Raw genomic sequence first — 26,155 nt, 5'->3', positions numbered from 1 at the left:
ATATGGATGGCAGTGCTTGCCCAATGAATGGCTGCGGGTATGCTGATGGCCTGCCGAGGAGATAGAAATGGCCTACGATTTTGACCTTTATGTGATTGGTGCCGGTTCCGGCGGTGTGCGGGCTGCGCGGTTTGCCGCCGGCTTCGGGGCGAAAGTGGCGGTGGCCGAGAGCCGTTACCTGGGCGGCACCTGCGTCAACGTCGGCTGCGTGCCGAAAAAGCTGTTGGTCTACGGCGCGCACTTTGCCGAGGACTTCGAGCAGGCGTCCGGTTTCGGCTGGAACCTGGGCGAAGCCAACTTCGACTGGGCCACGCTGATCGCCAACAAGGACCGTGAAATCAATCGCCTCAACGGCATTTATCGCAATCTGCTGGTCAACAGCGGCGTGACCCTGCACGAGTCGCACGCGAAAATCGTCGGGCCGCACGAGGTCGAGGTCAATGGCGAGCGCTACACGGCAAAGCACATTCTGATCGCCACCGGCGGCTGGCCGCAGATCCCTGAAATCCCCGGGCATGAGCATGCGATCGGTTCGAATGAAGCGTTCTTCCTCAAAGAGCTGCCCAAGCGTGTGCTGGTGGTCGGCGGCGGTTATATTGCCGTCGAGTTCGCCGGAATTTTCCATGGCCTCGGCGCCAACACCACGCTGCTGTATCGCGGTGATCTGTTTCTGCGTGGTTTCGACGGGTCGGTGCGCAAGCACCTGCAAGAAGAATTGACCAAGCGTGGCCTCGATCTGCAATTCAATGCCGACATTGCGCGCATCGACAAGCAGGCCGACGGTAGCTTGAAGGCGACGCTCAAGGATGGTCGCGTACTCGAAGCCGACTGCGTGTTCTACGCCACCGGCCGGCGTCCGATGCTGGACAATCTGGGCCTGGAAAACACCGATGTGCAGCTCGACGACAAGGGCTTTATCAAAGTCGACGACGAGTATCAAACCACCGAGCCGTCGATTCTGGCGCTGGGCGACGTCATTGGTCGCGTGCAACTGACCCCGGTCGCTCTGGCCGAAGGTATGGCCGTGGCACGGCGTCTGTTCAAACCGGAGCAGTATCGTCCGGTGGATTACAAAATGATCCCGACCGCCGTGTTCAGCCTGCCGAACATCGGTACGGTCGGTTTGAGCGAAGAAGAAGCGCGCGAATGTGGCCACGAGGTGGTGATCTTCGAGAGCCGCTTCCGGCCGATGAAGCTGACCCTCACTGACTGTCAGGAGAAAACCCTGATGAAGCTGGTAGTCGACGCCAAAACCGACAAGGTGCTTGGCTGCCACATGGTCGGCCCGGACGCTGGCGAGATCGTGCAAGGTCTGGCGATTGCCTTGAAGGCTGGCGCAACCAAGCGCGACTTCGACGACACCATCGGGGTGCACCCGACGGCCGCCGAAGAGTTCGTCACCATGCGTACGCCGGTCAGCGCTTAAGCGTCTGTCGCTTTGGCCGAGTCTGGCGCTGCCGCAACGGTAGCCGCCAGACGCTGGCTGTCTTCAAGGCTTGCCTGAACCTTGAGCAATTCCTTTTCCAATGACTGATTGAGCTGCGTTTGTTCGTCGACGCTCTGCTTGAGCGCCTGGCTTTCCAGTGCCGCCACGCGCAGACGTTCCTGGAGGAGGGTGCGCTCGCTGTCCATGCGCGTGGCCTGCTCAAGCAACTGATCCTGACGCTGATTGCTGTGCTTGAGCTGATCCTGCACCAGGTTCAGCTCGCGCTGGGTGCCACGGTTTTCGGTGAGCAAGCGTTCGTTGTCACGGTGCAACTGTGTGATCTCATCCTGACGCACCAACGCGCTCTGCTGGGCTTGACGCAATTCTGCCTGTATCTGCTGAAGTTGCCCTTCGTGGCGGGCCTGCTCCTGCTCGCGCTGTTCCTTGGTTGCGTTTCGGTAATGCTCAAGCGCATCGCGGGCGTGCAGGTGTTTTTCTTCCAGTGAGCGGATCTGTTCGTCCTTGTCCTGCAAGCGCAATTCAAAGTCGGCCAATGCCTGGTTGAGGCCGGCGTTGCGCGTCTGTTCGGTTTGCAGCATCGAGCGGGTGCTGCTCAGCGCTTCGGATTCGCGTTGCAGCGCGGCGCCTTGAATGTCGTGGTCGTGCTCGAGTTTTTCCAGCGCCTGGCGCGTCTGCTTCAGCTCGACTTCCAGTGCTTGGCGTTGCTCCTCGAACTGTTCGCGGGCTTGCTCGATTGGTTCCTGTGCTTGTTCTTTCAGGCGCTGGGCGAGGCGAGAGACGAGGGCGGTGAGCTCATCATCGATCGGTTCTGCCGACGCCTCATTCGGCTGGGCACCGTCGTCCAGTTCTTTCAGATAGCGATGGATCGTGGTTTTCGAGCCGGTGTTGCCCATTTCAATGCGTACTGCATCGATGCTTGGGTGTTCGCCGCGAGCGAGGATCGCTGTGCGTGCGATTTGCACCAGTGCTTTGGTAATGCCGCCACGGGCCATGTGAACTCCTACGTTTACGTACTGTGGTACATGCCACTATAGTACACAGTGTACCACGCTGAAAATATAGGTAAATCTTTGAGATTAAACAGGCGGGATATACTGGTATTACCCAATGTCAGGGGGCAAAATGCGCCTCTGCATGTCTGAACCCGTACACCAGCGAGAAAACTGCCCATGAGCGACATTGATCGATATCTGCAAGCCGCCACCCGGGACAACACTCGCCGCAGCTATCGCATGGCCATCGAGCATTTCGAGGTGACGTGGGGAGGATTTCTGCCGGCTACTGCCGACAGCGTTGCGCGCTATCTGGTGGAGTACGCCGGGGTGCTGTCGATCAATACGTTGAAGTTGCGTCTGTCGGCGCTGGCGCAGTGGCATAACAGTCAGGGGTTTGCCGATCCGACCAAGGCGCCAGTGGTGCGCAAGGTGTTCAAGGGCATTCGTGCTTTGCATCCAGCACAGGAAAAACAGGCCGAACCGTTGCAACTGCAGGATTTGCAACGAGTGATCGATTGCTTGGAGCAGGAGGCGCAAACCGCCCGCCAGGAACAGGATCGCCCGACCTTGCTCAAGGCGTATCGGGATCGCGCGCTGATTCTGTTGGGCTTCTGGCGCGGCTTTCGCAGCGACGAATTGTGCCGTTTGCAGATCGAGCATGTGCAGGCGAGCGCTGGCAAGGGCATCACTCTGTATCTGCCACGCAGCAAGGGCGACCGGGAGAACCTCGGGCAGACCTACCAGGCCCCGGCGCTGTTGAAGTTGTGCCCGGTGCAGGCCTATATCGATTGGATCACTGAAGCCGCGCTGGTGCGCGGCGCGGTGTTCCGCAGCATTGATCGCTGGGGCAATCTGAGCGAGGAGGGCCTGCACGCCAACAGCATTATTCCGCTGCTCCGCCAGGCGTTGCAGCGTGCCGGGATTGTCGCCGCCGGTTATACCAGTCACTCGTTGCGACGCGGTTTTGCAACCTGGGCGCATCAGAGCGGCTGGGATCTGAAATCGTTGATGAGTTATGTTGGCTGGAAGGACATGAAATCCGCCATGCGCTATGTTGAGGTCAGCCCATTCCAGGGAATGGCTCGGATTATGGATAAGCCGGATCAGCCGTAGAGATCGTTTTCTTCTATTAATACAGTCAGCTAATAGCGAAAACAAATCAGCAGTATCAGGTTTGCCAATGAGCCTTCCGTCGAGTGAGTGGGTAGGATTCACCCATCAACTTCATAACCCCTGACGGAGAGTCATCGATGCCTATCATCAACAGCCAAGTAAAACCGTTCAAAGCTACCGCGTTCAAAAACGGCGACTTCGTTCAAGTCTCGGATGCTGACTTGAAAGGCAAGTGGTCCGTAGTGTTCTTCTACCCAGCCGACTTCACCTTCGTGTGCCCAACCGAGCTGGAAGACCTGGCTGACAACTACGCTGAGTTCAAGAAGCTGGGCGTGGAAATCTACAGCGTTTCGACCGACACCCACTTTGCTCACGCTGCCTGGCACAACACTTCGCCAGCCATCGGCAAAATCGAATACACCATGATCGGCGACCCTACCCACGTCATCTCCCGCAACTTCGACGTGCTGATCGAAGAAGCTGGTCTGGCTGACCGTGGCACCTTCGTGATCAACCCTGAAGGCCAGATCAAAATCGTTGAACTGAACGATGGCGGCGTTGGCCGTGACGCTTCCGAGCTGCTGCGCAAGATCAAGGCTGCTCAGTACGTCGCTGCACACCCAGGCGAAGTTTGCCCGGCCAAGTGGAAAGAAGGCGAGGCCACTCTGGCTCCGTCCCTGGACCTGGTCGGCAAGATCTAAGTCTGTGACATGCAACGCAGGGCGGCACGCCGCACCTTCATAAGTTAGCTGCACCGCCCAATAAAAATGCCCGGGCGAGATTCGCTCGGGCTTTTTTTCGCCTCAAATAAAGGAAATCGCCCGTATGTTGGACGCCAATCTTAAAGCCCAGTTGAAATCGTACCTGGAACGGGTCACCCAACCGATCGAGATCGTTGCATCCCTCGACGACGGTGCGAAATCCCGTGAAATGCTGGAACTGCTGAAAGACGTTGCCAGTCTTTCGAGCCAGATTACTCTGATCGACAGCGGTGACGATGCCCGCAAGCCATCGTTCTCGATCAATCGCCCTGGAGCCGATATCAGCCTGCGCTTCGCCGGTATTCCGATGGGCCACGAATTCACCTCGCTGGTGTTGGCTCTGCTGCAAGTCGGTGGCCATCCGTCGAAGGCCAGCGTTGAGGTGATCGATCAGATCCGCTCGCTCAAAGGCGAGTTCAGCTTCGAGACTTACTTCTCGCTGTCTTGCCAGAATTGCCCGGACGTCGTTCAGGCGCTGAACCTGATGGCCGTGCTCAACCCGAACATCCGCCACGTCGCCATCGACGGCGCGCTGTTCCAGGACGAAGTCAACGATCGCAAGATCATGGCTGTGCCGAGCATCTACCTCAACGGCGAGAACTTCGGCCAGGGCCGCATGGGCCTGGAGGAAATTCTCGCCAAACTCGACACCGGCGCGATTGAGCGTCAGGCCGAGAAGATCAGCGCCAAAGAAGCCTTTGACGTGCTGGTCGTCGGCGGTGGCCCGGCGGGTGCTTCGGCCGCTATCTACGCCGCACGTAAAGGCATCCGCACCGGTGTCGCGGCTGAGCGCTTCGGCGGTCAGGTGCTGGATACCATGGCCATCGAGAACTTCATTTCCGTGCAGGAAACCGAAGGGCCAAAACTGGCCACGGCGCTGGAAGAACACGTCAAGCAGTACGACGTCGACATCATGAACCTGCAACGCGCTGACAAGCTGATCCCGGGCAAGAACGGCGAGCTGCATGAAGTCCACTTCGCCAGCGGTGCAACCCTGAAAGCCAAGAGCGTGATTCTCGCGACCGGCGCACGCTGGCGCGAAATGAACGTCCCGGGCGAGCAGGAATACCGCAACAAAGGCGTGGCGTACTGCCCGCACTGCGACGGTCCGCTGTTCAAGGGCAAGCGCGTAGCAGTGATCGGCGGCGGTAACTCCGGCGTTGAAGCGGCGATCGATCTGGCCGGTATTGTGGCGCACGTAACGCTGCTGGAATTCGACGTGCAACTGCGCGCCGACGCCGTGCTGCAACGCAAGCTGCACAGCCTGCCGAACGTTACCGTGATCACCAGTGCGCAAACCACTGAAGTCACCGGCAATGGCGAGAAGGTCAACGGCCTGCGCTACAAGGACCGCACTACCGATGAACTGCGCACGGTTGAGCTGGAAGGCATCTTCGTGCAGATCGGTCTGCTGCCGAACACCGATTGGCTGAAGGGCACCATCGAGCTGTCGCCGCGTGGCGAGATCATTGTCGACAACCGTGGCGAGACTTCCATTGCGGGAATCTTTGCAGCGGGTGACGTGACGACTGTGCCGTACAAGCAGATCGTGATTGCAGTGGGCGAGGGCGCCAAGGCTTCGCTGAGTGCGTTCGATCACTTGATCCGGACTTCGGCGCCGGCGTAAGCGTCAGGCCTGAAATGAAAAAACCCATGAGCGATCATGGGTTTTTTTGTGCCTGGCACAAATCCATTTGTAGGAGTGAGCCTGCTCGCGAAAGCGGAGTTTCATTCAACGATACGTTGGCTGACCGGACGCCTTCGCGAGCAGGCTCGCTCCCACAATGGATTTATATCGTCAGTTACAGCGGCGCAGGCTGAATGATCTCGACCCAGTAGCCATCCGGGTCCTTGATGAAGGCCAGGCTCTTCATCCGGCCGTCGGTCAGGCGCTTCTGGAAATCGCAACCCAGCTCTTCAAAGCGTGCACACGCTGCGACGATGTCCGGCACCGAAATGCAGATGTGACCAAAGCCACGGGGATCGGTGTTGCCGTTGTGATAGGCGAAGTCGGCATCGTTTTCGGTGCCGTGGTTGTGGGTCAATTCGAGAATGCCTGGAATCGATTTCATCCATTCGGTACGCGCAGCAGCATCGGCCGGGATCTGCGCTTTATCGACCAGCGCAAGGAAGTACAGGCTGAATTCGGCTTCCGGAAAATCACGCTTCTCGACCAGCGAGAAACCCAGGACGCGGGTGTAGAAATCCAGCGACTTGGTGATGTCCTTCACGCGCAGCATGGTGTGGTTGAACACGAAGTTGCGGGTTGCGCTGTCTGGCGTGGCTGTCACGCCGGGGAAAGTGTTCAGTTCGTTGAGGCTCATGGGCCCTCCAATAACAATGGGCGAGTGAATGGGCGCAATGATACGCATGCCGGCCGGCATCGCCAAATGCAAGGCGGGCTTGCCCTGCGCGAGGGCGGGGCTCAGACTTTGCTCTCTACCTTCGAGTGCGTCCGGCAATGATCCGACTGTTCAAATCCGTGTTTGTTTTTTTTGCTTTGTCATTGGCCGTGGTTTTCCCGGCCATGGCCGAACCGAGCATCACCTGGCCGGCGGGCTGGAAGGTTGAAATGTTGCCGGATACCGCGCCGCCAGTCTCGCGGCAAAGGGCGGTGAAGCTCGATGCTGACGGCAATCAGGTGATGGTGATGGAGTTGACCATGACGCAAGTGGAGGCGGGGCATCAGGTCAATTTGCAAGGCGTGTTGCTGGAGATGCGTAAGTCCATCCAGAAGGATTTCTTCCGCAGTGGTTATCAGAGCGTCTGCAACCGAATCCATCCGGCTGCGTTCGGATCATTGAGCGGGTTGGAGACGACCTGCACGATCACCGAGAACGGCCGGCACGTATTATCACAAACGTTGGTGGCCGCCGTGGAAACAGACAAGGCTTATGTACTTTCATATGCCGGTCAGGCTGACGTTTATAAGGTAAGCGCGGACGAGATAGAGGCGGCGCGCAATAGCCTGAAATTATAAACGCCCGTACTAACTCGTAGCGGTTCGAATACCGGAAAGGATTAAGCACATAGTTTGATCAAGCGCTCGAGGTAACATCGCGCAGCAAAATGTTTAGCCTGATGATTCAGAAGCGTTACACAATTTTCCAACTTGTTCGATGAAAATCATTTCATTTGTTAGATATTGTCAATAAAAAAGCCCTGCATCGCGCAGGGCTTTTTGTTGGCGTCAGATTAACCGCGCAACCATGAATCCACGGTGGCCGCACCGTACTGTTCTTTCCAGGCTTTCAGGCCGCGATGGTTGCCGCCCTTGGTTTCGATCAGCTCGCCAGTGTGCGGGTTCTGGTAAACCTTGACGACGCGGGCGCGGCGGGTCTTCGGCGCTGGGGCAGCCTGCAGACCGGACTTCGCCGGGTTCGGGTCGAGGATGGCGATGATGTCTTTCAGGCCTTTGCCATAGGTTTTCATCAGTCCCTGGAGCTTTTCTTCGAATTCGATTTCTTTCTTGAGCCCGGCGTCATTCTTCAGTGACTCCAGCTGTTTGAGCTGTTCCTGAAGGGCCTTTTCAGCTGCGCGAAATTCAGCGAGTCTGGACAATATCTTTACTCCAATAGTGTGTTTGGCTGATACCAACCGCAAACAAAGCTATAAGCCAAGAGCCTGGAAGCGACTCGGTGATAATTGGCTCACCTGTCAGTCTGGCTCAGGTTGAAAAAATTGTAGTAGTTAATGCGACAAGAGTAAATCCTGATGTTGTCGCCATGTAACAACAATGACTTTTTGTATCAATTTGGTGCGGTTGTTGGGCGGGCTGTGCTAATGAGTTAACGATCACTTAATGCGCTGATGAAATCTGCTGCCGGCATCGGTTTGGCAAACAAATAACCTTGCATGAAATCCACCTGATGCTCCGTCAGGTAATCGGCTTGGGCCTGTGTTTCGACACCTTCGGCAACAATGGCCAGATCCAGCTTTGCCGACAGTTCAATGATGGAGTCGAGAATATGTCGTGATAGCGCATCGATGCCGATCATGGCGACAAAGCTCTGATCGATCTTGAGAAAGTCGACCTTGAAGGCGCGCAAGTAGCCGAGGCTTGAGTGGCCAGTACCAAAATCGTCGATCGCGATTTTCACTCCAAGTGCGTGCAATTGCTCAAACAGTTGAAGGGTCATGTCGTTCGGTTCGATCAGCTCGCGCTCCGTCAATTCCAGCACCAGTTCGACGCTGCCGGGCGCAAACGCCGCCAGGAGATCGCGACAGTCTTCGACCAGTTCCAGATCCTTGCAATGGCTGGCAGTGATGTTGATGCCGATATGGAAAGGTTTGGCGAAGGCCGCAGAATGCGGTCCCAGCAGGGCGGCAGTCTGTTGCATCAGCGCGCGGGTCATCGGCACGATCAAGCCTGAATGCTCGGCAAATGGAATGAACAAGTCCGGGCGTACGAGGCCCTCTTTCGGGTGATTCCAGCGTATCAGCACTTCAGCGCCGGACCACTGCTTGCTGTCACCGTGAACCACCGGCTGGAAATAAGGAATGAATTCCCCGGCCTCGAGTGCGCGAAGCATTTCGTGACTGGGCGAGTTCGAGCGTTTCTGCACGACATGGCCGATGGCGCCCGAGATCACGCCGAAAAATATCAGCAGGCTGAACAACGGCGGATAATTGGCCGCCATGTAACGCCAGGTTTCTCCCTCGGGAAAACCCGCCGACACGTTGAAACCGTATCGTTCGGATTCGAGCATGCTATGCGCGACTGGCAAAGCGGGCAGGGGCCCTTGATGCACTCTGCCGTCGGCGGACAGCCAGTTATCGCCCACTTGCAACATCAGTAATGTCTGGCGGCCGATCAGGCGCAGGATGTTGCTCAGGTGATAACCATCAAGCGTGGTCAGCGCGCCGCCACGACCGTCGCTGAGGCGGTAGATCAACAATGCCGTGTCGGGGGTGACGGGATTGCCGTTCATCAACCACAGTTTGCCTTGATGATAGTCCCCGGCATTGACCGCTTCCTTGAACTGCCCGAACAGTGAGCTGCAGTAGAGAATGTTGTCCCAGACCAGATTGGTCGAGCGCACGAAGGGGCGTCGGGTCACTTGTTCGCGCAGGGCCAGTTTCACGTCTTCGCAATTTTTCCCGGCCAGAGGCAGCAGAACCCGGGCGGCTTCTGCCGTGTTGTCGAGCATCAGATCGAACTGTTGCAACGCTTGTTCGGCCGTTTCCCCGGCACTTTGCTCCAGCGTTCGTTTTGCCTGCATATAAAGAATCCCACTGCCCAGCACGATTGGCAGCAGACCGGTGAGCAAAGTCACTGCGATTCGGGTGCTGCGTTTGCGGCGGGATCGGTGGGTCAGTGGCATGGACACATCCTGTGGTTTAGAAATCCGACCCGATAAACAATTGAGCCAGAGGGGAGAATAGATGGCAGATAGCTCTTGTGCCGTAGGTAAAAAAGCGGATTTTATACAGAGGGCAGACAGGTCTGGTTACGCTGTGTAGAATCGGGTTACGCATACAATAATAATCGTCTTCTGGCAGCAGAAGCCTCGCCCGCAAGAGCCTTGGGTCGACAATGAAGATATTCGGGTTTCAACTGATCTACGGAGACTTCCTCGCGCGCAGCGTGCGTGGCATCTCCTGTGCGCCGCCGTCCACATCACTTTCCTGACAAATAACCCTGGTTAATTGATAAGAAATGATGAGGCGTCACCATGGCAGATTTATACGAAAACCCAATGGGCCTGATGGGCTTTGAATTCATCGAATTCGCAGCGCCGACTCCTGGCACACTGGAGCCGATCTTCGAGATCATGGGCTTCACCAAAGTCGCGACCCACCGTTCCAAGAACGTGCACCTGTATCGTCAGGGCGCAATCAACCTGATCCTCAATAACGAACCCAACAGCGTCGCCTCCTACTTTGCCGCCGAACACGGCCCGTCCGTTTGCGGCATGGCGTTTCGCGTGAAGGATTCGCAGAAGGCCTATTCCCGCGCACTCGAACTCGGCGCTCAGCCGATTCACATCGAGACCGGTCCGATGGAACTGAACCTGCCGGCAATCAAAGGCATTGGCGGCGCGCCGCTGTACCTGATCGACCGTTTCGGCGAAGGCAGCTCGATCTACGACATCGACTTCGTGTTCATCGAAGGTGTTGATCGCAACCCGGTTGGCGCTGGTCTGAAGATCATCGACCACCTGACCCACAACGTTTATCGCGGTCGAATGGCCTATTGGGCGAACTTCTACGAGAAGCTGTTCAACTTCCGTGAAATCCGTTACTTCGACATCAAAGGCGAGTACACCGGCCTGACCTCGAAAGCCATGACCGCACCGGATGGCATGATCCGCATCCCGCTCAACGAAGAGTCGTCCAAGGGCGCCGGGCAGATCGAAGAGTTCCTGATGCAGTTCAATGGTGAGGGTATCCAGCACGTCGCGTTCCTCACTGACGACCTGATCAAGACCTGGGATCAACTGAAGAAAATCGGCATGCGCTTCATGACCGCGCCGCCGGATACCTACTACGAAATGCTCGAAGGTCGCCTGCCGAATCACGGCGAGCCGGTCGATCAGCTGCAATCGCGCGGCATCCTGCTCGATGGCGCATCGGAGCAGGGCGACAAGCGTCTGCTGCTGCAGATTTTCTCGGAAACCCTGATGGGGCCGGTGTTCTTCGAATTCATCCAGCGCAAGGGCGACGATGGTTTCGGCGAGGGCAACTTCAAGGCCTTGTTCGAATCGATCGAGCGTGACCAGGTGCGTCGTGGTGTGTTGACCACCGAGTAATCTGAAATGAAAAAATCCCGGCCTGCAGAAATGCAGGGCCGGGATTTTTTTGCTTCATACAAAACCTGTGGGAGCGAGCCTGCTCGCGAATGCGGACTTTCATTCAACAGTCATGTTGACTGGTTTGACGACTTCGCGAGCAGGCTCGCTCCCACATTTGTCTTGTGTTGCATTCAAGAGCGGCGTTGGCGCGTCAAGTGTTTGAAGCCCTCGAACACCAGCACCACAACCGCCAGCCAGATCGGGATGTACGTCAGCCATTCTCCCGATTTGATGCTTTCCCCAAGCAACAACGCCACCGCAAGCAACAGCACCGGTTCGACATAACTCAACAACCCAAACAGACTGAACGGCAGCAAGCGGCTGGCGATGATATACACCACCAGCGCAGACGCACTGATCAGGCCGAGCAGTGGAATCAGCCACATCAGTCCCGGATATTGATCGAACACGGCCAGACCCTGTTCGCCGCCCTGCACAAACCAGTAGGCGATCGGCAGCATCAGGGTCATGTCGACCCACAGGCCACCCAGGTTGTCGGTTTGCAGGTATTTGCGCAGCACGAAATACAGCGGATAACCGACCACGACCACCAGCGTCGCCCAGGAAAATCCGCCAACCTGATACAGCTCGTTCAACACGCCAAGACTGGCGAAAAATACCGCGATTTTCTGCAGGTAAGACAGGCTCTCGCCATAGGCAATCCGCCCGGTCAGCACCATCGCCAGTGGCAACAGGAAATAGCCCAGTGATACATCCAGGCTGTAGTCGTTGAGCGGTGCCCACATGAACAGCCACAGCTGAACCCCGAGCAGGGCGGAAGAAACCAGCAGCCCGGCGATCAGCTTCGGCCTGGCGGCCATCAATCGGAACAGCTCCAGCACCCGCCGCCATTCCCCGGAAACCAGCATGAACACCGTCATGCACGGCACGGTCAGAAGCATGCGCCAGCCGAATATTTCCACGCCGCTCAGAGGCGTCAGCAGCGACGTGTAGTAATACATGACGGCAAACAGCACGGAGGCTGAAACCGATAGAGCGATACCTTTAGACAAACTGTCCTCGCGACGTGATGGTTGAATGGGGCGCGCAGGATACGTGGTTTTTGTGCTGAATATTGAGCGGATGCTCATTATTTCCCACATCCAGGAGCCACAAATCCTGTGGGAGCGAGCCTGCTCGCGAAGAGGCCGGCAGATTCAGCATAGATGTTGCGTCGACTGGCGCTATGCATGATTGCACCGCTTAAACGCAAAAAGATCGCAACCTTCGGCAGCTCCTACAGGGAACGCATTCCAGAGTAGGAGCTGCCGAAGGCTGCGATCTTTTGATCTGCGCGTCTGATTAAGCCCGCAACGTCCGCGTCATCCGCAACGCCAGCAGACTCCCGCCGACGATCACCGCCGCCAGCACGTACAACGCTGCATCCGTCGAACCCGTGCTGTCCTTGACCCAACCCACCAGGTACGGGCTGAGGAACCCGGCCATCTGCCCCATCGAGTTGATCAGCGCCAGCCCACCAGCCGCCGCGCCCGCGCTCAACATGGCGGTCGGCACCGGCCAGAACATCGGCAGACCGGTCAGTGCGCCCATGGTCGCGATGGTCAGGCCGAGAATCGCAATCGCCGGATTGGCCGCGAAATTCACCGCGATCACCAGCCCGACAGCGCCCATCAGCATCGGCACCACCAAGTGCCAGCGGCGCTCCTTGCGCAAGTCCGCCGAACGCCCGACGACCAGCATGAACACTGCCGCGAGCAGATACGGAATCGCACTCAGCCAGCCGATCACCAGGTTATCGCTGAAGCCGAGGTTCTTGATGATCGACGGCAGCCAGAAGTTGATCGCGTACACGCCGCTCTGGATGCAGAAATAGATCAGACCAAAGGCCCAGATCGCTGGGTTCTTGAACACCGCAAGCAGCGAGTCGGTGGCGGTTTTCGGTTTGTTGGCGAGGTCTTCGGCGTGGTCGGCTTCGAGCACGGAACGTTCATGGGCGGTCAGCCATTTGGCATTGGCGAAGCTGTCGCTCAACAGGAAATACGCCAGTGCGCCGAGGATCACCGTCGGAATGCCTTGCAGGAGGAACATCCACTGCCAGCCCGCCAGGCCACCCTGGCCAGCGGCGAAGTGGTTGAGAATCCAGCCGGAAAACGGGCTGCCGAGCAAACCGGAGACCGGGATTGCCGACATGAACAACGCCATGATCCGGCCACGGCGGAAGGTCGGGAACCACTGCGAGAGGTACAGCACGACGCCCGGGAAGAACCCGGCTTCAGCGGCACCGGTGAAAAAGCGCAGGGTGTAGAACTCGGTCGGGGTCGTGACGAACAACAGGCAGGTCGACAGCGTGCCCCAGGTGATCATCATCAAGGCAATCCAGCGCCGAGGACCGAAGCGGGTCAATGCCAGGTTGCTCGGCACGCCGCACAGCACATAACCGATGAAGAAAATCCCGGCGCCGAGGCCGTACACCGTTTCGCTGAATTTCAGTGCGTCGAGCATCTGCAATTTGGCGAAGCCGACGTTGACCCGGTCGAGGTAGTTGAACAGATAGCAGATGAAAATGAAGGGAATCAAACGCAGGGTGATGCGTTTGTAGACGGCGTTTTTACCGTCGTCGATGGTCTGGGTAGCTGCGGCGCTCTGCGACATAGCGGCTCTCTCTTTATTATGATTTTTTGCGATGCAAAGGGTAACGTTGATCGCCCTGAGAGTCTCGGCCACCTTTGGCCGGATTGTCTTTGTGCCTGAGCACAGGGTTTGCCGCCAGACCCTGTGCGGCTGAACAACCGTTCGTGCCTGAACTGAAGGATTGCCGCTGCTATGTTCGAACTCGATCACGACCTTGCCCAGGACATCGTCGACCGGGCCATGGCCATTTTGCCGTACAACGTCAACGTCATGGACAGCCAGGGCCTGATCCTCGGCAGCGGTGAACCGGAGCGCATCAACACCCGGCATGAAGGCGCGCAACTGGTGCTGGCCAACGGGCGTGTGGTGGAAATCGACGCGCAGACGGCGGTGCATCTCAAAGGCGTGCAGCCGGGGATCAATCTGCCGCTGCTGCTCGATCAGCGCTTGATCGGCGTGCTCGGCATCACCGGCGAGCCGGAGCAATTGCGCACCTACGCCGAGCTGGTGCGCATGACCGCTGAAATGCTGGTCGGCCAGCGCAACCAGCAGGCCGAGCAACAATGGCGACGGCAGCGTTGCGATGATCTGCTGGCGTTGCTGCTGAGCGAGGCGGGGGATTCGCCGCGTCTGATCGATGAGGCGCAGCAACTAGGGCTCAAGCCGCAATTGACCCGGGTGCCGTATTTGTTTGAGCTGGGTCTTGAGCACGGCCCGGGGCAAACCGTCGAGGCACTGAGTGCGTGGCTGACCTCGCGTTATCCGGACAGTTGGTGCGTGAGTTCGGCGAAGTCTTCGTTGTTGTGGTGTCGCCCGGCGAGCCAGAACGTCGAGCACGATCGACTGCTGGAAAAACTCGATGGCCTCGGCTGGAAGATTTTGCGCATCGCCGTCGGCGGGCAGGCGGATGGTCTGGCCGGGTTGCGTCGCTGTTATCGACGGGTCGGCGATTTGCTCGCTTATGGTCGTGACGTGCTGCCGAATTCGAGACTGCTGACGCTCAATCGTTATCGCTTGCCGGTCATGCTGTGGCGTCATCGCAACGATGATGCGCTGGACGAACTGCTCAAGCCGCTGCGCCAGGTCATCGCCAAGGACAGCAACGGCCAGTTGCTGGCGACCCTGCGCAGTTGGTGCGAGCACGACGGGCAGAGCCAGGCCTGCGCCGAAGCGCTGGGCATCCATCGCAACAGCCTGCGCTATCGCATGGAACGGATTGCCGAGTTGAGCGGGGTTGATCCGTTGAAGCTGGACGGGATGCTGGCGTTGTATCTTGGGGTGCAGCTGCTGCCGCAGACTGATCCGAATTGATCGGTGTGTTCAATGGCCCCTTCGCGAGCAGGCTCGCTCCCACATTTGGAATGCATTTCAAAATGTGGGAGCGAGCCTGCTCGCGAAGGGGCCGGAACATCCAACGCCAGCCTTTTGTGGAAATGAACAATAAACGCCGACGCCACTTGTGCACTCGACCGGCGTCAAGGCGCAGGCCGACTGGCAGCATGAACGCCAATGCAACCGGAGAATTCCCATGAAAATCGTCATCGCCCCCGACTCGTTCAAGGACAGCCTGAGTGCCCAAGGCGTTGCCGAAGCCATTGCCCTCGGACTGGCCCAGGTCTGGCCGCAGGCGACGCTGATCAAATGCCCCATGGCCGATGGCGGCGAAGGCACGGTCGAGTCGATTCTCGCAGCCTGCGAAGGTGAGTTACGCCGCACCCGCGTGCGCGGTCCACTGGGCGCGCCGGTCGAAGCCGCATGGGGCTGGCTGCCGCACAACCATACCGCGATCATCGAAATGGCCGAGGCCAGCGGTCTGCAACTGGTCCCGCCGGGACAGCGCGATGCCTGCATCAGCAGCACCTTTGGCACCGGTGAATTGATTCGTGCAGCGCTGGATGCCGGCGCGCAACGGGTGATTCTGGCGATTGGCGGCAGCGCGACCAATGACGCCGGCGCCGGGGCGATGCAGGCGCTGGGGGTGAAGTTGCTGGATGCGCAGAATCAGTCGCTGGTGCCCGGCGGCCTGGCTTTGGCGCAATTGGCGCGGCTGGATCTGAGTGGGCTTGATCGACGTCTGGCCGATGTGCGTTTCGACATCGCCGCCGATGTCAACAATCCGCTCTGCGGCCCTCACGGCGCCTCGGCCATTTTCGGCCCGCAGAAGGGCGCATCGCCCGCGCAGGTTGAGCAACTCGATCAGGCGCTGGGGCACTTCGCCAAACTCTGCGCGCAAGCATTGGGCAGAGACGTGCGCGATGAACCGGGCAGCGGCGCGGCGGGTGGTCTGGGCTTTGCCGCCAAGGCTTTTCTCGGCGCGCAGTTTCAGGCGGGCGTCGAGGTGGTAGCGGAACTGGTCGGGCTCGCTGACGCGGTCAAAGGTGCGGATCTGGTCATTACCGGAGAGGGCCGCTTCGATGCGCAAACCCTTCGCGGCAAAACGCCGTTCGGTGTTGCGCGAGTTGCCAAACAGCACGCTGTGCCGGTGATCGTGATTGCCGGGACCTTGGGCGAGGGCTATCAGGAGCTCTATCAACACGGCATCGACGCCGCTTTCGCCGTGACCAGCGGACCGATGACACTCGAACAAGCCTGCGCCGAAGCACCGCGCCTGCTGCGTGAGCGCGCGACCGATATTGCTCGGGTCTGGCAACTCGCCACCCAACGCTGATCGGCTTGCCTATGTAGGAGCTGTCGAGTGCAACGAGGCTGCGATCTTTTGATCCTGCTTTTAAAAGTCAAAAGATCGCAGCCTCGTTGCACTCGACAGCTCCTACCAAAGGCAGCGGAGCAGTGTTTGATCGTTGTCACGTCCCGAAAAATATTTACTGCGGACCCGAAACCTTCCTCAAGCCTGGCCGATACAACGGTCAGGCGCACACAAAACCACAATTCAGTGCCGCCGGACTGTCGCCCGCTATGGGCCAGTGCTCACGGCATGGACGCTCGTAGTTTCTTTCTTTCGAGAGTCCGACCATGTCCCTGCGTAACCTGAATATCGCGCCACGTGCTTTCCTCGGTTTTGCCTTTATCGCCTTGCTGGTGATTATTCTCGGCGTGTTCGCGGTCAGCCGCATGACGGTCATTCGTCAGGCGTCGGTCGACATGGACACCAACCAATTACCTAGCGTGACCCACCTCAGCGTGGTCACGGAAAACGTCCTGCGCATGCGCATTCTCTCGTTCCGTGTGCTGGTCAATCGCGAACCGGCCAGCCTGCAAGAGGCAGAAACCCGCATCGCGGTGCTGGTCGACAAGGTGCGCAAAGCTCAGGCCAGCTACGCTGCGTTGCCGGCAGGTCCTGAAGAGTACGCAGTTTTCCAGACGTTTTCGACCACCCTCGATAACTATCTGCAAGCCCAGAACCGGATGCTTGAGCTGTCGCGCCAGGGCGATCTGGAAGCGATGCGCGCGTTGATCAACACGCGCATCAAGGAAGGCACCGATCAGATGGGCGAGCAGCTAAACAAGCTGATCGGCATGAATACCGCCGGGGCCAGAGCGGCGGCCATTAAGGCCGGTGAAAACTATGACAGCGCCATCACCGGGATCATTATCGTCGCCGTGATTGCGGCGCTGGCCACCGTGTTGCTCGCCTGGTTGCTGACCCGCAGCATCGTCACGCCGCTCAACCGCGCCGTACTCGCTGCGCAAACCATTGCTGGCGGTGACCTCAGTAAAGCCATCGAAGTCGACGGCAAGGACGAACCGGCGCGCCTGCTCGAAGCCTTGGCCGCGATGCAGACCAACCTGCGCAAAACCATCGAGCAGATCGCCGGCTCCGCCACGCAACTGGGCGCCGCTGCCGAAGAACTCAGCGCTGTCACCGAAGAAGCGTCGCGCGGGCTGCAGCAGCAGAACAACGAAATCGAACAGGCCGCCACCGCCGTCAACGAGATGACCGCTGCGGTGGAAGAAGTGGCGCGCAACGCCGTTTCGACTTCCGAAGCTTCCAACCAGTCGACCCACGCCGCCCGCGAAGGTCGCGATCAGGTGGTGAAAACCGTCGACGCGATCCAGACCATGACCCACGACGTGCAGAACACCGCGCAGATGATCGAAGGCCTCGCCGCGCAAGGTCGTGACATTGGCAAGGTGCTGGACGTGATTCGCGCCATCGCCGAGCAGACCAATCTTCTGGCGCTCAACGCTGCGATTGAAGCGGCGCGCGCCGGCGAGGCTGGCCGTGGTTTTGCCGTGGTGGCGGACGAAGTGCGCGCCTTGGCCCATCGCACCGCGCAGTCGACCCAGGAAATCGAAAAAATGGTTGCCGGCATCCAGAACGGTACCGGTGAAGCGGTCTCCTCGATGCAGCAAAGCAACCAGCGCACCCAGTCCACACTGGAAATGGCCCGCGCCGCCGGCGTGGCGCTGGAGCAGATCACTCAATCGATTCACCAGATCAACGAACGCAACCTGGTCATCGCCAGCGCGTCGGAAGAGCAGGCGCAAGTCTCCCGTGAGGTCGATCGCAACCTGGTCAACATCCGCGACCTCGCCACGCAATCGGCCGCCGGCGCCAATCAGACCAGTGCCGCGACCCATGAACTGTCGCGACTGGCAGTGGATTTGAACGCCATGGTGGCGCGTTTCGTGATTTGAGATACGGTGAAGGCTGGAAACCGCGCTAACAGGAGACGTACATGCGCTATTCAGCCTTGACCCAACGAATCGCCGGGGAGGGTGCCGCTGCCTGGCAGATTCACGACCGAGCGCTGGAACTGCGCGCCGAGGGCGTTGATGTTTTGTTGTTGAGCGTCGGCGATCCGGATTTCGATACGCCGTTGCCGATCGTCCATGGCGCGATCGATAGCCTGTTGGCCGGCGATACCCATTACGCCGACGTGCGTGGGCGGTTTGAGCTGCGCAGGCTGATTGCCGAGCGTCATCGCCAGCGCAGTGGTCAACGGGTTGATCCTGATCAGGTGATTGTCCTGCCCGGCGCGCAATGCGCGGTGTACTCGGTGGCGCAGTGTCTGCTCGATCCGGGCGATGAAGTGATCGTCGCTGAGCCGATGTACGTCACTTACGAAGGTGTGTTTGGCGCCTGCGGTGCCAAGGTGATTGCGGTGCCGGTACGCCCCGACAACGGTTTCCGTGTCGACCCGGCCGATGTTGCCGCGCGCATTACCCCGCGAACGCGCGCCATGCTGCTCAACAGTCCGAACAACCCCAGCGGCGCGAGTTTGCCCTTGCTGATCTGGCAGGAACTGGCAGCGCTGTGCATTCGTCATGATCTGTGGCTGATCAGCGATGAGGTGTACAGCGAGCTGTTATATGAAGGCGAGCACATCAGCCCGGCGAGCCTGCCGGGCATGGCCGAGCGCACCGCGACGATCAACAGTCTGTCGAAATCCCATGCGATGACCGGTTGGCGTATCGGCTGGATGATCGGCCCGAAACCCTTGGCCGAGCATCTGGTGAATCTGTCGCTGAGCATGCTCTTCGGTCTGCCGGATTTCGTACAGAAAGCCGCGCAAGTGGCGCTGCAAAGTGATCTGCCGGAAGTCTCTCAGATGCGCGAGGAATACCGCTTGCGGCGCGATCTGGTGTGCGAGCGTTTGCACGGTTGCCCCGGGTTGCAGCCGATTCGCCCGGATGGCGGCATGTTCGTGATGGTCGACGTTCGTCAGACCGGCCTCGGCGCGCAAGCATTTGCCGAGCGCTTGCTGGAAGGTTACGGGGTATCAGTGTTGGCCGGTGAAGCGTTCGGGCCGAGCGCGGCGGGGCATATTCGCATCGGGCTGGTGGTGGATCGGGTCAAACTGGCGGATGCCTGCGCGCGGATTGCGTTGTGTGCGGTGCAGCTGTTGCAGGCGCGCAGTGCCTGAGGGTCTTGCATTGCCTGCCCCGGCCTTACCCTACACACTGATCGTTCCTACGCTCCGGCGTGGGAATGCAGCCCGGGACGCTCTGCGTCCCTTCGTAAGCTGGAACGCGGAGCGTTCCTTGAGGCATTCCCACGCAGAGCGTGGGAACGATCAGTTTAGAGGATTCACCAGATTCGCCGGCCGCTGTCCATTCAACGCCGCCAACAGATTCTCCACCGCACACCGCGCCATTGCCTCACGCGTTTCATGGGTCGCCGAGCCCATGTGCGGCGTCGCCACCACGTTGCTCAACTGCAACAACGGCGAGTCATGATTCAACGGCTCGCGCTCGAACACATCCAGCCCCGCAGCGCGGATACGGTTGCTGCGCAACGCCTCGATCATCGCCGCCTCATCAACCACCTTGCCCCGCGAGATATTGATGAAAATGCTTTCCGGCCGCATGAGCGCAAATTGCTCGGCGCCGATCAAGCGTTCGGTGTGCGCCGTCAGCGGCAAGGTCAGGCAAATGAAATCGGCCTGCTGGAGCAACTCTTCGAGGCTGCGATATTGTGCGCCGAAACGCTCCTCGACCGCCGGTTTGCGCGACTGACTGTGGTAGATCACCGGCATGCCGAAACCGAAATGCCCGCGCTGGGCCAGGGCCTCGCCGATGCGGCCCATGCCGATGATGCCCAGCGTCTTGCCGTGCACATCGGTGCCGAAATGCGCCGGGCCGATGTTGCGGCTCCACTGCCCGCCACGGACCATGTTCGCCAGTTCGACCACCCGCCGGGCAGCGGCGAGGATCAGGGCGAAACCGGTGTCGGCGGTGGTTTCGGTGAGCACGTCGGGGGTGTTGGTCAGCAGAATCTTGCGTCGATTCAGATACTCGATGGCGTAGTTGTCGACACCTACCGAGACGCTGGCAATCGCTTCCAGCTGCGGCGCCAGATCCAGCAGCGCGGCATCGAGTTTAAGGCTGGCCCCGAGCAAGCCGTGGGCGCGGGGCAGGGCATCGCGCAACTGCATGAGGCCGTCGGCGTCGAGGCTTTCGATCAGCGTCACGTCAAACTGCTCTTGCAGGCGCGCCATCAGCGCGGGCGAGAGTTTCTTGTACAGCACGACCTGTTTTTTCATGGCAAAAAGTCCTTTCAGGAATGCGCCGGCACACGCGGTGTGGCGACGGCTTTGGCGACGACGCGATCACTGGCGCCGGGCTTGAGGAAAATGGTCAACACCACCGACAGCAACAGCGCGCCGCTCATCAGCAGATAGGAAGCGCCGGGCGAACCGGTGGAGCTGTTCAGATAACCGACCAGATACGAGCCGCCAAAAGAACCGAGCGCGCCCATGCTGTTGATCAGCGCCATGGCGCCACCGGCAACGTTGGCCGGCAGGATCTCGGGAACGATGGCGAAGAACGGCCCGTATGGCGCGTACATGCAGGCGCCGGCAATGACCAGCAGCGTGTACGACCACCAGAAGTGTTCGGCGCCCAAGGCATAAGAGCCGTAGAACGCGATGGAGGCGATCAGCAGCGGCGGCCAGACGAAGCGTTTGCGCTTCTGCAATTTGTCCGAACCCCACGACACCGCGAGCATGCCGATCACCGCCGCCAGATACGGCAGCGCCGACAGCCAGCCAGCCTCGATCATGTCCATCTGCGCGCCGGCCTTGAGGATCGATGGCAGCCACAAAACGAAACCGTAGACGCCGATGCTCCAGCAGAAAAACTGCAGCGCCAGGATGATCACCTTCGGCGAACGGAACGCCTCGGCGTAGTTCTTCACCGCTTTGATCCCGACCTGCTCAGCGGCCAGCGCGCTTTCCAGATCGTGTTTTTCCTGCTCATTGAGCCACTTGGCCTGAGCTGGTCGATCATCGGCCAGACGCCACCAGATAAACGCCCACAACACCGCCGGCAGACCTTCAATGATGAACATCCAGCGCCAGCTGAAATGCTGCACCAGATAGCCCGACACCACCGACATCCACAGCATCGTCACCGGGTTACCGAGGATCAGAAAGGTGTTGGCCCGCGAACGTTCGGCACGGGTGAACCAATGGCACAGATACACCAGCATCGCCGGCATCACCGCCGCTTCGACCACGCCGAGCATGAAGCGAATGACGATCAGCCAATAGGCGTTGGATACCACGCCGGTCAACGTGGCCAGACCACCCCAGAGGATCAGGCTGACGAAAATCAGCTTCTTGACGCTGTGCTTTTGCGCGTAGATCGCGCCGGGAACCTGGAAGAAAAAGTAACCGAGAAAGAACAGCGCACCGAGCAGCGAGGACAGACCCGGTGTGATCATCAGGTCTTCGGCCATGCCCGACGCGGCGGCAAAACCGTAGTTGGCGCGATCTAGATAGGCCAGGCTGTATGTAATGAACACAATCGGCATGATGTACCACCAGCGGCGGGTGGCGAGGGTAGCGGTTTTCATCGGTGTAACTCCTGAGCTTGTTGTTTTTGTCGCAGCAGGTTCATTGATTTGCGGTGATCAGGCGGGCTTCTTCGCGAGCAGGCTCGCTCCCACAGAGGAATGCATTCCAAATGTGGGAGCGAGCTTGCTCGCGAAGGCGGATTCAAATTCAACCGATAACTCTTGGCGGGTCGGCAACCCCTCCATGTCGCCACGACTCTGCACCGCGCGACTGCCAATCCAGTTCGCCCGCTGCACTGCCTCGGCAAAACTCTGATGCTCGAGCAGGGCGCTGATCATCCCCACCGCAAAGCCGTCACCGGCGCCCACGGTATCGACCACGTTGCTCACCGGCACGCCAGCAACGAAGCCCTGATCCAGCTGCGTGCGGTAGTAAGCACCCGCAGGCCCGAGCTTGATCGCCACCGCCTCGGCGCCTTGATCCAGATAGAACGCAGCAATGTCGGCCGGGTCATCGAAACCGGTGAGCAAGCGACCTTCACTCAACCCCGGCAGGACCCAGTGGGCAAGGGCGGCGAGGCGGTTGATCTGGCGGATCATCTCGCCCTCGCTGGCCCACAGGCTCGGGCGCAGATTCGGGTCGAACGACACGCTGCGCCCGGCGTTGCGCATCCGGGTCATCAGCTCGAAGGACATTTCCCGGCTGGAACCTGACAGCGCCGGCGGAATACCGGTGGCGTGCAAGTGACGGGCGCTCAGCAGGTTGTCGCTGATGGAGTGCGGCGACAAATGACTGGCCGCCGAACCGCGCCGGAAATATTCGACCTGCGGGTCGCTGCCATCGTCGTTGCGCGATTTGAACTGGAAACCCGTTGGCTGGTTTTTATCGACTTCGACGTGGCTGCAATCCAGACCTTCCTTGATCAGCGTTTCCACCACAAAGCGTCCGAGCGAATCGTTACCCACCCGGCTCAGCCACGCGACGTTGAAACCCAAGCGCGACAAGCCGATCGCGACGTTGCTGTCGGCCCCGGCAATCCGTTTGTGAAACTGCTCGACCTTGGCCAGATCGCCGGTCTGCTCGGCGACCAGCATCGCCATGGTTTCACCGAAAGAAAGAATATCGATCTCAGACATGAGCTGGCTCCAGGCGCGATTGACCGAGGCGGGCGAGGGCGGCGACGTGTTCGCGGGTCAGTTGCACCAGGTCATCGCCTTGCAGCGGGTATTCGGCAGCGCGCATAACGCCTTGGTCCATGTGCCGCAGCAGTTGTTCCCACAGATGCAGATCGCTGATGGCGGGTGGTACGGCAACCAGTTTGCCGTCGGCGCGGCGCGCAACGGCTTTGCAATGCACGTAACCGACATGACGACCAAGCGCGCGTGCGGCGCTGGCGGCGGACTGGTCCTGCCAATGCCAATTGCCAATGTCGAAGGTCATCTTGATCGGCAGGTTGTGTTGCTCGACGGCGGTAAAGAAACGCTGGAACGGCTCGATACGTCCGCCGTGCAAGGTCTGGTCGTTCTCCACCAGCAGTTGCACCGGGCTTTGCTTGAGTCGCTCGGCCAGTGCCTGCAAGTCAGAGTTGTCGGTGAAATAACCGAGGGACACTTTCAGCCATTTCGAGCCAAATGCCTGGGCCTGCTGCAGCGCGGTAATCAGTTCGGGATTTGGCTGCGCTTGCCCTGCGAGCCAGAGTTCGGTGGGTGAGGAATAAATGCTTTGCAGGCCCTGCGCCTGGGTAGCCTGAGCCAGTTGCGCCGGGTCTTCACGGGTCAGCAGCTCTTCACGCCACTCGATGCGATTCGCCCCGGCTGCCGCGAGGATGTCGATAAAACAATCCTGCCCACGCTGGCGCACGAGCTCGGCGCCGTAGCTGGACAGACTGATGGAAACGGCTGGTTTATTCATTGTTATTGACCTCTGAAACCGGTTTCATTTTTGTTCAAAAAAAATCAGATGATTCTGTAGCGTTTTTGCAGGCCCTTTCGCGAGCAGGCTCGCCCCCACATTTGCAACACGGTCACCTGTGGGAGCGAGCCCGCTCGCGAAAGCGCCAGATCAGACGCCGCCAATCCCTCGGGTCGAACCCCGCTCAATCAGCACCGGCGCAAAATCCACAATTCGCGCCACCTCATCATCCCCGCGCAAGCGCTTGAGCAGACACTCAAACGCCCGCGCGCCTATCTCTTGCGTCGGCTGTGCCAGCGCGGTAATCCCGCTGCCCACCAGCGGATACCAATCCAGATCATCCAGGGCAATCAGCCCGACATCCTCGAACAAGCGCACACCGAGTGCGCGCAACGCGTGAGTCGCCGCCAGCGCCGCCACGCCGTTGGCGCAAAACAGTGCTTTCGGACCGTCAACGTGGGTGTTTAAAAAAGTTTGAAGTTGCGCCTTCAGATCATCGCCGGTTTCCAGCACCGCCCCGGTCAGGGCCGAGCGTTGGGCAATCTGCGCTTGAAAACTGCTGACCCGTTCGATCCGCGAACTGGTGCCGTCAAACGGTTCGGTGACCATCAATAGGTCCCGATATCCGCGCTGCTCAAGGTGCGCGAGCGCCATCTCTACTGCTTGCGGGTTATTCAACCCGACCATGTCGCTGTCCAGCCCGTCGACCTTGCGATCCACCAATACCATAGGCATCTCGCGGCGCAGCTCGTGCAGCTCGTCTCGATGATGGCCCAGCGTATTCACGATCAGCCCTTCGATGTTGTACGAGCGCAACAGCGCCAGGTGCTGCCGTTCCTGCTCGTCATCGCGGTCGGTGTTGCACACTACCAGGCTGTAGCCGTGCGCACGGCAGGCGGTTTCCACCCCGTGCATCACGGCAATCGAATAGGGGTTACGGATATCGGCGACGAGCATGCCGATCAGCCGAGTGCGCCCGCGTTTCAGGCCACGGGCCATTTGGTTGGGGCGGTAACCGAGTTCATCAATCGCCTGCTCGATGCGCCGGGCAATGGTATCGGAGAGCAGCGCGCGGTCGTCGCCGATGAAGCGCGAGACGCTGGCCTTTGACACGCCAGCGCGTTCGGCAACATCAAGCATGGTCACGCGGCTGCGCTGGGCGGCGGAGAAGTCGTTCAATGGGTCAGACCTTATTTTTGAAATGTAGCGTTTTAACGGCATGGATACCGCTGAAACCGGTTTCAGCAGACACTATCTGACCTTGAGCCGTCAACCTTCAGATGCAGCAGAAGCAGTCACGACAAAATGGATTTCCGACAAACGGTTGCTTTACCTGTCAGATCTGACAGTAGGCATCTTTCCAATACCAGCGCTTAATTTCTTTCAGGCCTAGATGACCAGCCAGTGAGAAATTCCATGCCGATCGAAACGCCGATTACCTCCAGCGATCCATTGAATCCCGGCGTGCTTCTGAGCCTGCCACGAGTGGAAGGCGTCGATCCGCTTGACCCGGCCGGAACATTGCCGCCGGACGCAAAACAGGTGGGCATCGTTTGTATTATTGACCGCTGGCCGAACTTTCCTGTTTCAGGCGTGAATAAAGATCGTGTTGAAATTTTCATCGTTGGTAACCCTGATTTCGTCGCCTTTGGCGAGTATGGGGCCGCGGACGATGCGCCGGAGTTTCGTATTTCAGTAGCTCCCGAGAAACTTCCGGATGTGGCTACGTTTGAGCTTTTGTACACAGTACGTTCGATCAACCCTACTACGTCACCTTCACGACGCCTGACTTTTGCGATAGTTAAGCCGCCGCAACTTTTGAAGGAGGTTACTTTTCCCGATGCGGATGCCTGGGGATATATCGGATGTTACAAGAACCATCCCGGCGATCCGGAAGCCTTGTTTATCTGGGAAGGGGTACGTATCGAAATTCCTTTCGATGACTTGTTTCAGCTTACGGATGTCCTCAGCCTGGATTGGCAGGCATGGGATTCTTTAAACGGGTCGGGAAACCCTTTGACACAGGTGTTTAACTTTACTGAGGTTGTGACAGATGTTGTGACCAAGGAGCCAGTCAAGATCGTAATCAGACCATTTGCTTCACATATAGAACCCATGGAGGAAAACGATTCGGCCTTAGTTAATTACCAGCTATTGCGCGACGGTGTACCTATCTTTCGCTCGTTTACCGGGCTGGTGAAGGTAGACAGGAAAATTCCGGGAGAAAACAAGTATTGCTCGGATGCAAGTTGGATGAAGTGATCAGGCCGCAACAGTAGCAGCGATATTACGACTGCAGTTGGCGACATTCGCCATTGTCGAAGATGCATGGATCAAAAAA

General features: G+C 58.9%; 22 protein-coding genes. 11 read left to right on the top strand and 11 right to left on the bottom strand.

Going from position 1 to position 26,155, the window contains the following annotated elements; genetic code table 11:
* Positions 1-67 precede the first annotated feature (67 nt).
* Complete coding sequence (gene gorA, locus FEE99_RS19405; protein ID WP_041480164.1) at positions 68-1,426, top strand: glutathione-disulfide reductase; 1,359 nt, start codon at positions 68-70, stop codon at positions 1,424-1,426.
* Here gorA and FEE99_RS19400 read toward each other — a convergent pair.
* The gene (locus FEE99_RS19400; protein ID WP_041480166.1) at positions 1,423-2,439 is read right to left on the bottom strand and encodes a DNA-binding protein; all 1,017 of its coding nucleotides are present in this window, start codon (positions 2,437-2,439) and stop codon (positions 1,423-1,425) included. The genes gorA and FEE99_RS19400 overlap by 4 nt on opposite strands.
* A gap of 177 nt (positions 2,440-2,616) precedes the next feature.
* On the opposite strand from FEE99_RS19400, the gene FEE99_RS19395 reads away from it, so the two are divergent.
* The 3 genes from FEE99_RS19395 (at position 2,617) to ahpF (ending at position 5,943) form a co-directional block, all read left to right on the top strand.
* Positions 2,617-3,555 carry a site-specific integrase gene (locus tag FEE99_RS19395; RefSeq protein WP_041480168.1) on the top strand — a complete coding sequence of 313 codons (939 nt, stop codon included), beginning with the start codon at positions 2,617-2,619 and terminating at the stop codon, positions 3,553-3,555.
* Between the two features lie 137 nt (positions 3,556-3,692).
* Positions 3,693-4,256 (top strand): alkyl hydroperoxide reductase subunit C, encoded by a 564-nt coding sequence (gene ahpC, locus FEE99_RS19390; protein ID WP_016774916.1) that lies wholly within the window; start codon positions 3,693-3,695, stop codon positions 4,254-4,256.
* 124 nt (positions 4,257-4,380) lie between these two features.
* Positions 4,381-5,943: an alkyl hydroperoxide reductase subunit F gene (ahpF, locus tag FEE99_RS19385; protein WP_041480170.1), complete on the top strand. Its 1,563-nt coding sequence runs from the start codon at positions 4,381-4,383 to the stop codon at positions 5,941-5,943.
* A 175-nt stretch (positions 5,944-6,118) separates the two neighbouring features.
* On the opposite strand, the gene gloA is transcribed toward ahpF, so the two are convergent.
* On the bottom strand, positions 6,119-6,640 hold the full coding sequence (gene gloA / locus FEE99_RS19380; protein ID WP_039762746.1) for a lactoylglutathione lyase: 522 nt from the start codon (positions 6,638-6,640) through the stop codon (positions 6,119-6,121).
* A gap of 137 nt (positions 6,641-6,777) precedes the next feature.
* Between gloA and FEE99_RS19375 the strand changes: the two genes are divergently transcribed.
* Positions 6,778-7,296 (top strand): DUF4946 domain-containing protein, encoded by a 519-nt coding sequence (locus FEE99_RS19375; RefSeq protein WP_041480173.1) that lies wholly within the window; start codon positions 6,778-6,780, stop codon positions 7,294-7,296.
* A 215-nt stretch (positions 7,297-7,511) separates the two neighbouring features.
* On the opposite strand, the gene FEE99_RS19370 is transcribed toward FEE99_RS19375, so the two are convergent.
* Positions 7,512-7,877 (bottom strand): histone-like nucleoid-structuring protein, MvaT/MvaU family, encoded by a 366-nt coding sequence (locus FEE99_RS19370; RefSeq protein WP_041480175.1) that lies wholly within the window; start codon positions 7,875-7,877, stop codon positions 7,512-7,514.
* 227 nt (positions 7,878-8,104) lie between these two features.
* Entirely contained in the window at positions 8,105-9,640 is a 1,536-nt protein-coding gene (locus FEE99_RS19365) for an EAL domain-containing protein (RefSeq protein WP_041480177.1), read from the bottom strand.
* Between the two features lie 351 nt (positions 9,641-9,991).
* Here FEE99_RS19365 and hppD point away from each other — a divergent pair, with 351 nt between their 5' ends.
* Positions 9,992-11,068, top strand: coding sequence for a 4-hydroxyphenylpyruvate dioxygenase (hppD, locus tag FEE99_RS19360; RefSeq protein ID WP_016774910.1), 1,077 nt, complete (start codon positions 9,992-9,994; stop codon positions 11,066-11,068).
* 173 nt (positions 11,069-11,241) lie between these two features.
* On the opposite strand, the gene rarD is transcribed toward hppD, so the two are convergent.
* Positions 11,242-12,123 (bottom strand): EamA family transporter RarD, encoded by an 882-nt coding sequence (gene rarD, locus FEE99_RS19355; protein WP_041480179.1) that lies wholly within the window; start codon positions 12,121-12,123, stop codon positions 11,242-11,244.
* A gap of 289 nt (positions 12,124-12,412) precedes the next feature.
* Entirely contained in the window at positions 12,413-13,723 is a 1,311-nt protein-coding gene (locus FEE99_RS19350; RefSeq protein ID WP_039762752.1) for an MFS transporter, read from the bottom strand.
* Between the two features lie 171 nt (positions 13,724-13,894).
* Here FEE99_RS19350 and FEE99_RS19345 point away from each other — a divergent pair, with 171 nt between their 5' ends.
* The 4 genes from FEE99_RS19345 (at position 13,895) to FEE99_RS19330 (ending at position 19,530) form a co-directional block, all read left to right on the top strand.
* Entirely contained in the window at positions 13,895-15,013 is a 1,119-nt protein-coding gene (locus tag FEE99_RS19345; protein ID WP_041480181.1) for a sugar diacid recognition domain-containing protein, read from the top strand.
* A 217-nt stretch (positions 15,014-15,230) separates the two neighbouring features.
* Positions 15,231-16,370 (top strand): glycerate kinase, encoded by a 1,140-nt coding sequence (locus FEE99_RS19340; RefSeq protein ID WP_041480182.1) that lies wholly within the window; start codon positions 15,231-15,233, stop codon positions 16,368-16,370.
* Positions 16,371-16,675: 305 nt separating this feature from the next.
* On the top strand, positions 16,676-18,301 hold the full coding sequence (locus FEE99_RS19335; protein ID WP_041480184.1) for a methyl-accepting chemotaxis protein: 1,626 nt from the start codon (positions 16,676-16,678) through the stop codon (positions 18,299-18,301).
* A 41-nt stretch (positions 18,302-18,342) separates the two neighbouring features.
* On the top strand, positions 18,343-19,530 hold the full coding sequence (locus FEE99_RS19330; RefSeq protein WP_041480186.1) for a pyridoxal phosphate-dependent aminotransferase: 1,188 nt from the start codon (positions 18,343-18,345) through the stop codon (positions 19,528-19,530).
* Positions 19,531-19,680: 150 nt separating this feature from the next.
* Here the strand turns inward: FEE99_RS19330 and FEE99_RS19325 are convergent, their stop codons facing one another.
* The 5 genes from FEE99_RS19325 to FEE99_RS19305 all read right to left on the bottom strand — a co-directional run bounded on the left by FEE99_RS19325 (position 19,681) and on the right by FEE99_RS19305 (position 24,993).
* Complete coding sequence (locus tag FEE99_RS19325) at positions 19,681-20,649, bottom strand: 2-hydroxyacid dehydrogenase (protein WP_041480187.1); 969 nt, start codon at positions 20,647-20,649, stop codon at positions 19,681-19,683.
* Between the two features lie 14 nt (positions 20,650-20,663).
* Positions 20,664-21,962 carry an MFS transporter gene (locus tag FEE99_RS19320; protein ID WP_041480189.1) on the bottom strand — a complete coding sequence of 433 codons (1,299 nt, stop codon included), beginning with the start codon at positions 21,960-21,962 and terminating at the stop codon, positions 20,664-20,666.
* 57 nt (positions 21,963-22,019) lie between these two features.
* On the bottom strand, positions 22,020-23,039 hold the full coding sequence (locus FEE99_RS19315; protein ID WP_041480192.1) for a sugar kinase: 1,020 nt from the start codon (positions 23,037-23,039) through the stop codon (positions 22,020-22,022).
* Entirely contained in the window at positions 23,032-23,814 is a 783-nt protein-coding gene (locus FEE99_RS19310; RefSeq protein WP_041480194.1) for a sugar phosphate isomerase/epimerase family protein, read from the bottom strand. Before FEE99_RS19310 ends, FEE99_RS19315 begins: the two co-directional genes overlap by 8 nt.
* Before the next feature lie 150 nt (positions 23,815-23,964).
* The gene (locus tag FEE99_RS19305; protein ID WP_041480196.1) at positions 23,965-24,993 is read right to left on the bottom strand and encodes a LacI family DNA-binding transcriptional regulator; all 1,029 of its coding nucleotides are present in this window, start codon (positions 24,991-24,993) and stop codon (positions 23,965-23,967) included.
* 237 nt (positions 24,994-25,230) lie between these two features.
* Here FEE99_RS19305 and FEE99_RS19300 point away from each other — a divergent pair, with 237 nt between their 5' ends.
* Entirely contained in the window at positions 25,231-26,076 is an 846-nt protein-coding gene (locus FEE99_RS19300; protein WP_041480202.1) for a hypothetical protein, read from the top strand.
* Positions 26,077-26,155 lie beyond the last annotated feature (79 nt).

This window comes from Pseudomonas sp. ef1 (genome assembly GCF_007293365.2).
Taxonomy (GTDB): Bacteria; Pseudomonadota; Gammaproteobacteria; order Pseudomonadales; family Pseudomonadaceae; genus Aquipseudomonas; species Aquipseudomonas siliginis.
The sequence above is the reverse complement of the archived record's forward strand: the minus strand, read 5'-3'. Positions and strand labels throughout refer to the sequence as shown.

Bases quoted from the DNA above. Each gene is read 5' to 3' on its own strand.
- FEE99_RS19320 (WP_041480189.1), bottom strand. From the start codon at position 21,962: ATGAAAACCGCTACCCTCGCCACCCGCCGCTGGTGGTACATCATGCCG.
- FEE99_RS19335 (WP_041480184.1), top strand. From the start codon at position 16,676: ATGTCCCTGCGTAACCTGAATATCGCGCCACGTGCTTTCCTCGGTTTT.
- ahpC (WP_016774916.1), top strand. From the start codon at position 3,693: ATGCCTATCATCAACAGCCAAGTAAAACCGTTCAAAGCTACCGCGTTC.
- FEE99_RS19395 (WP_041480168.1), top strand. From the start codon at position 2,617: ATGAGCGACATTGATCGATATCTGCAAGCCGCCACCCGGGACAACACT.
- FEE99_RS19300 (WP_041480202.1), top strand. From the start codon at position 25,231: ATGCCGATCGAAACGCCGATTACCTCCAGCGATCCATTGAATCCCGGC.
- FEE99_RS19330 (WP_041480186.1), top strand. From the start codon at position 18,343: ATGCGCTATTCAGCCTTGACCCAACGAATCGCCGGGGAGGGTGCCGCT.
- FEE99_RS19310 (WP_041480194.1), bottom strand. From the start codon at position 23,814: ATGAATAAACCAGCCGTTTCCATCAGTCTGTCCAGCTACGGCGCCGAG.
- FEE99_RS19345 (WP_041480181.1), top strand. From the start codon at position 13,895: ATGTTCGAACTCGATCACGACCTTGCCCAGGACATCGTCGACCGGGCC.
- FEE99_RS19365 (WP_041480177.1), bottom strand. From the start codon at position 9,640: ATGCCACTGACCCACCGATCCCGCCGCAAACGCAGCACCCGAATCGCA.
- ahpF (WP_041480170.1), top strand. From the start codon at position 4,381: ATGTTGGACGCCAATCTTAAAGCCCAGTTGAAATCGTACCTGGAACGG.
- gorA (WP_041480164.1), top strand. From the start codon at position 68: ATGGCCTACGATTTTGACCTTTATGTGATTGGTGCCGGTTCCGGCGGT.
- gloA (WP_039762746.1), bottom strand. From the start codon at position 6,640: ATGAGCCTCAACGAACTGAACACTTTCCCCGGCGTGACAGCCACGCCA.
- FEE99_RS19400 (WP_041480166.1), bottom strand. From the start codon at position 2,439: ATGGCCCGTGGCGGCATTACCAAAGCACTGGTGCAAATCGCACGCACA.
- FEE99_RS19315 (WP_041480192.1), bottom strand. From the start codon at position 23,039: ATGTCTGAGATCGATATTCTTTCTTTCGGTGAAACCATGGCGATGCTG.
- FEE99_RS19325 (WP_041480187.1), bottom strand. From the start codon at position 20,649: ATGAAAAAACAGGTCGTGCTGTACAAGAAACTCTCGCCCGCGCTGATG.
- FEE99_RS19375 (WP_041480173.1), top strand. From the start codon at position 6,778: ATGATCCGACTGTTCAAATCCGTGTTTGTTTTTTTTGCTTTGTCATTG.
- hppD (WP_016774910.1), top strand. From the start codon at position 9,992: ATGGCAGATTTATACGAAAACCCAATGGGCCTGATGGGCTTTGAATTC.
- FEE99_RS19340 (WP_041480182.1), top strand. From the start codon at position 15,231: ATGAAAATCGTCATCGCCCCCGACTCGTTCAAGGACAGCCTGAGTGCC.
- FEE99_RS19350 (WP_039762752.1), bottom strand. From the start codon at position 13,723: ATGTCGCAGAGCGCCGCAGCTACCCAGACCATCGACGACGGTAAAAAC.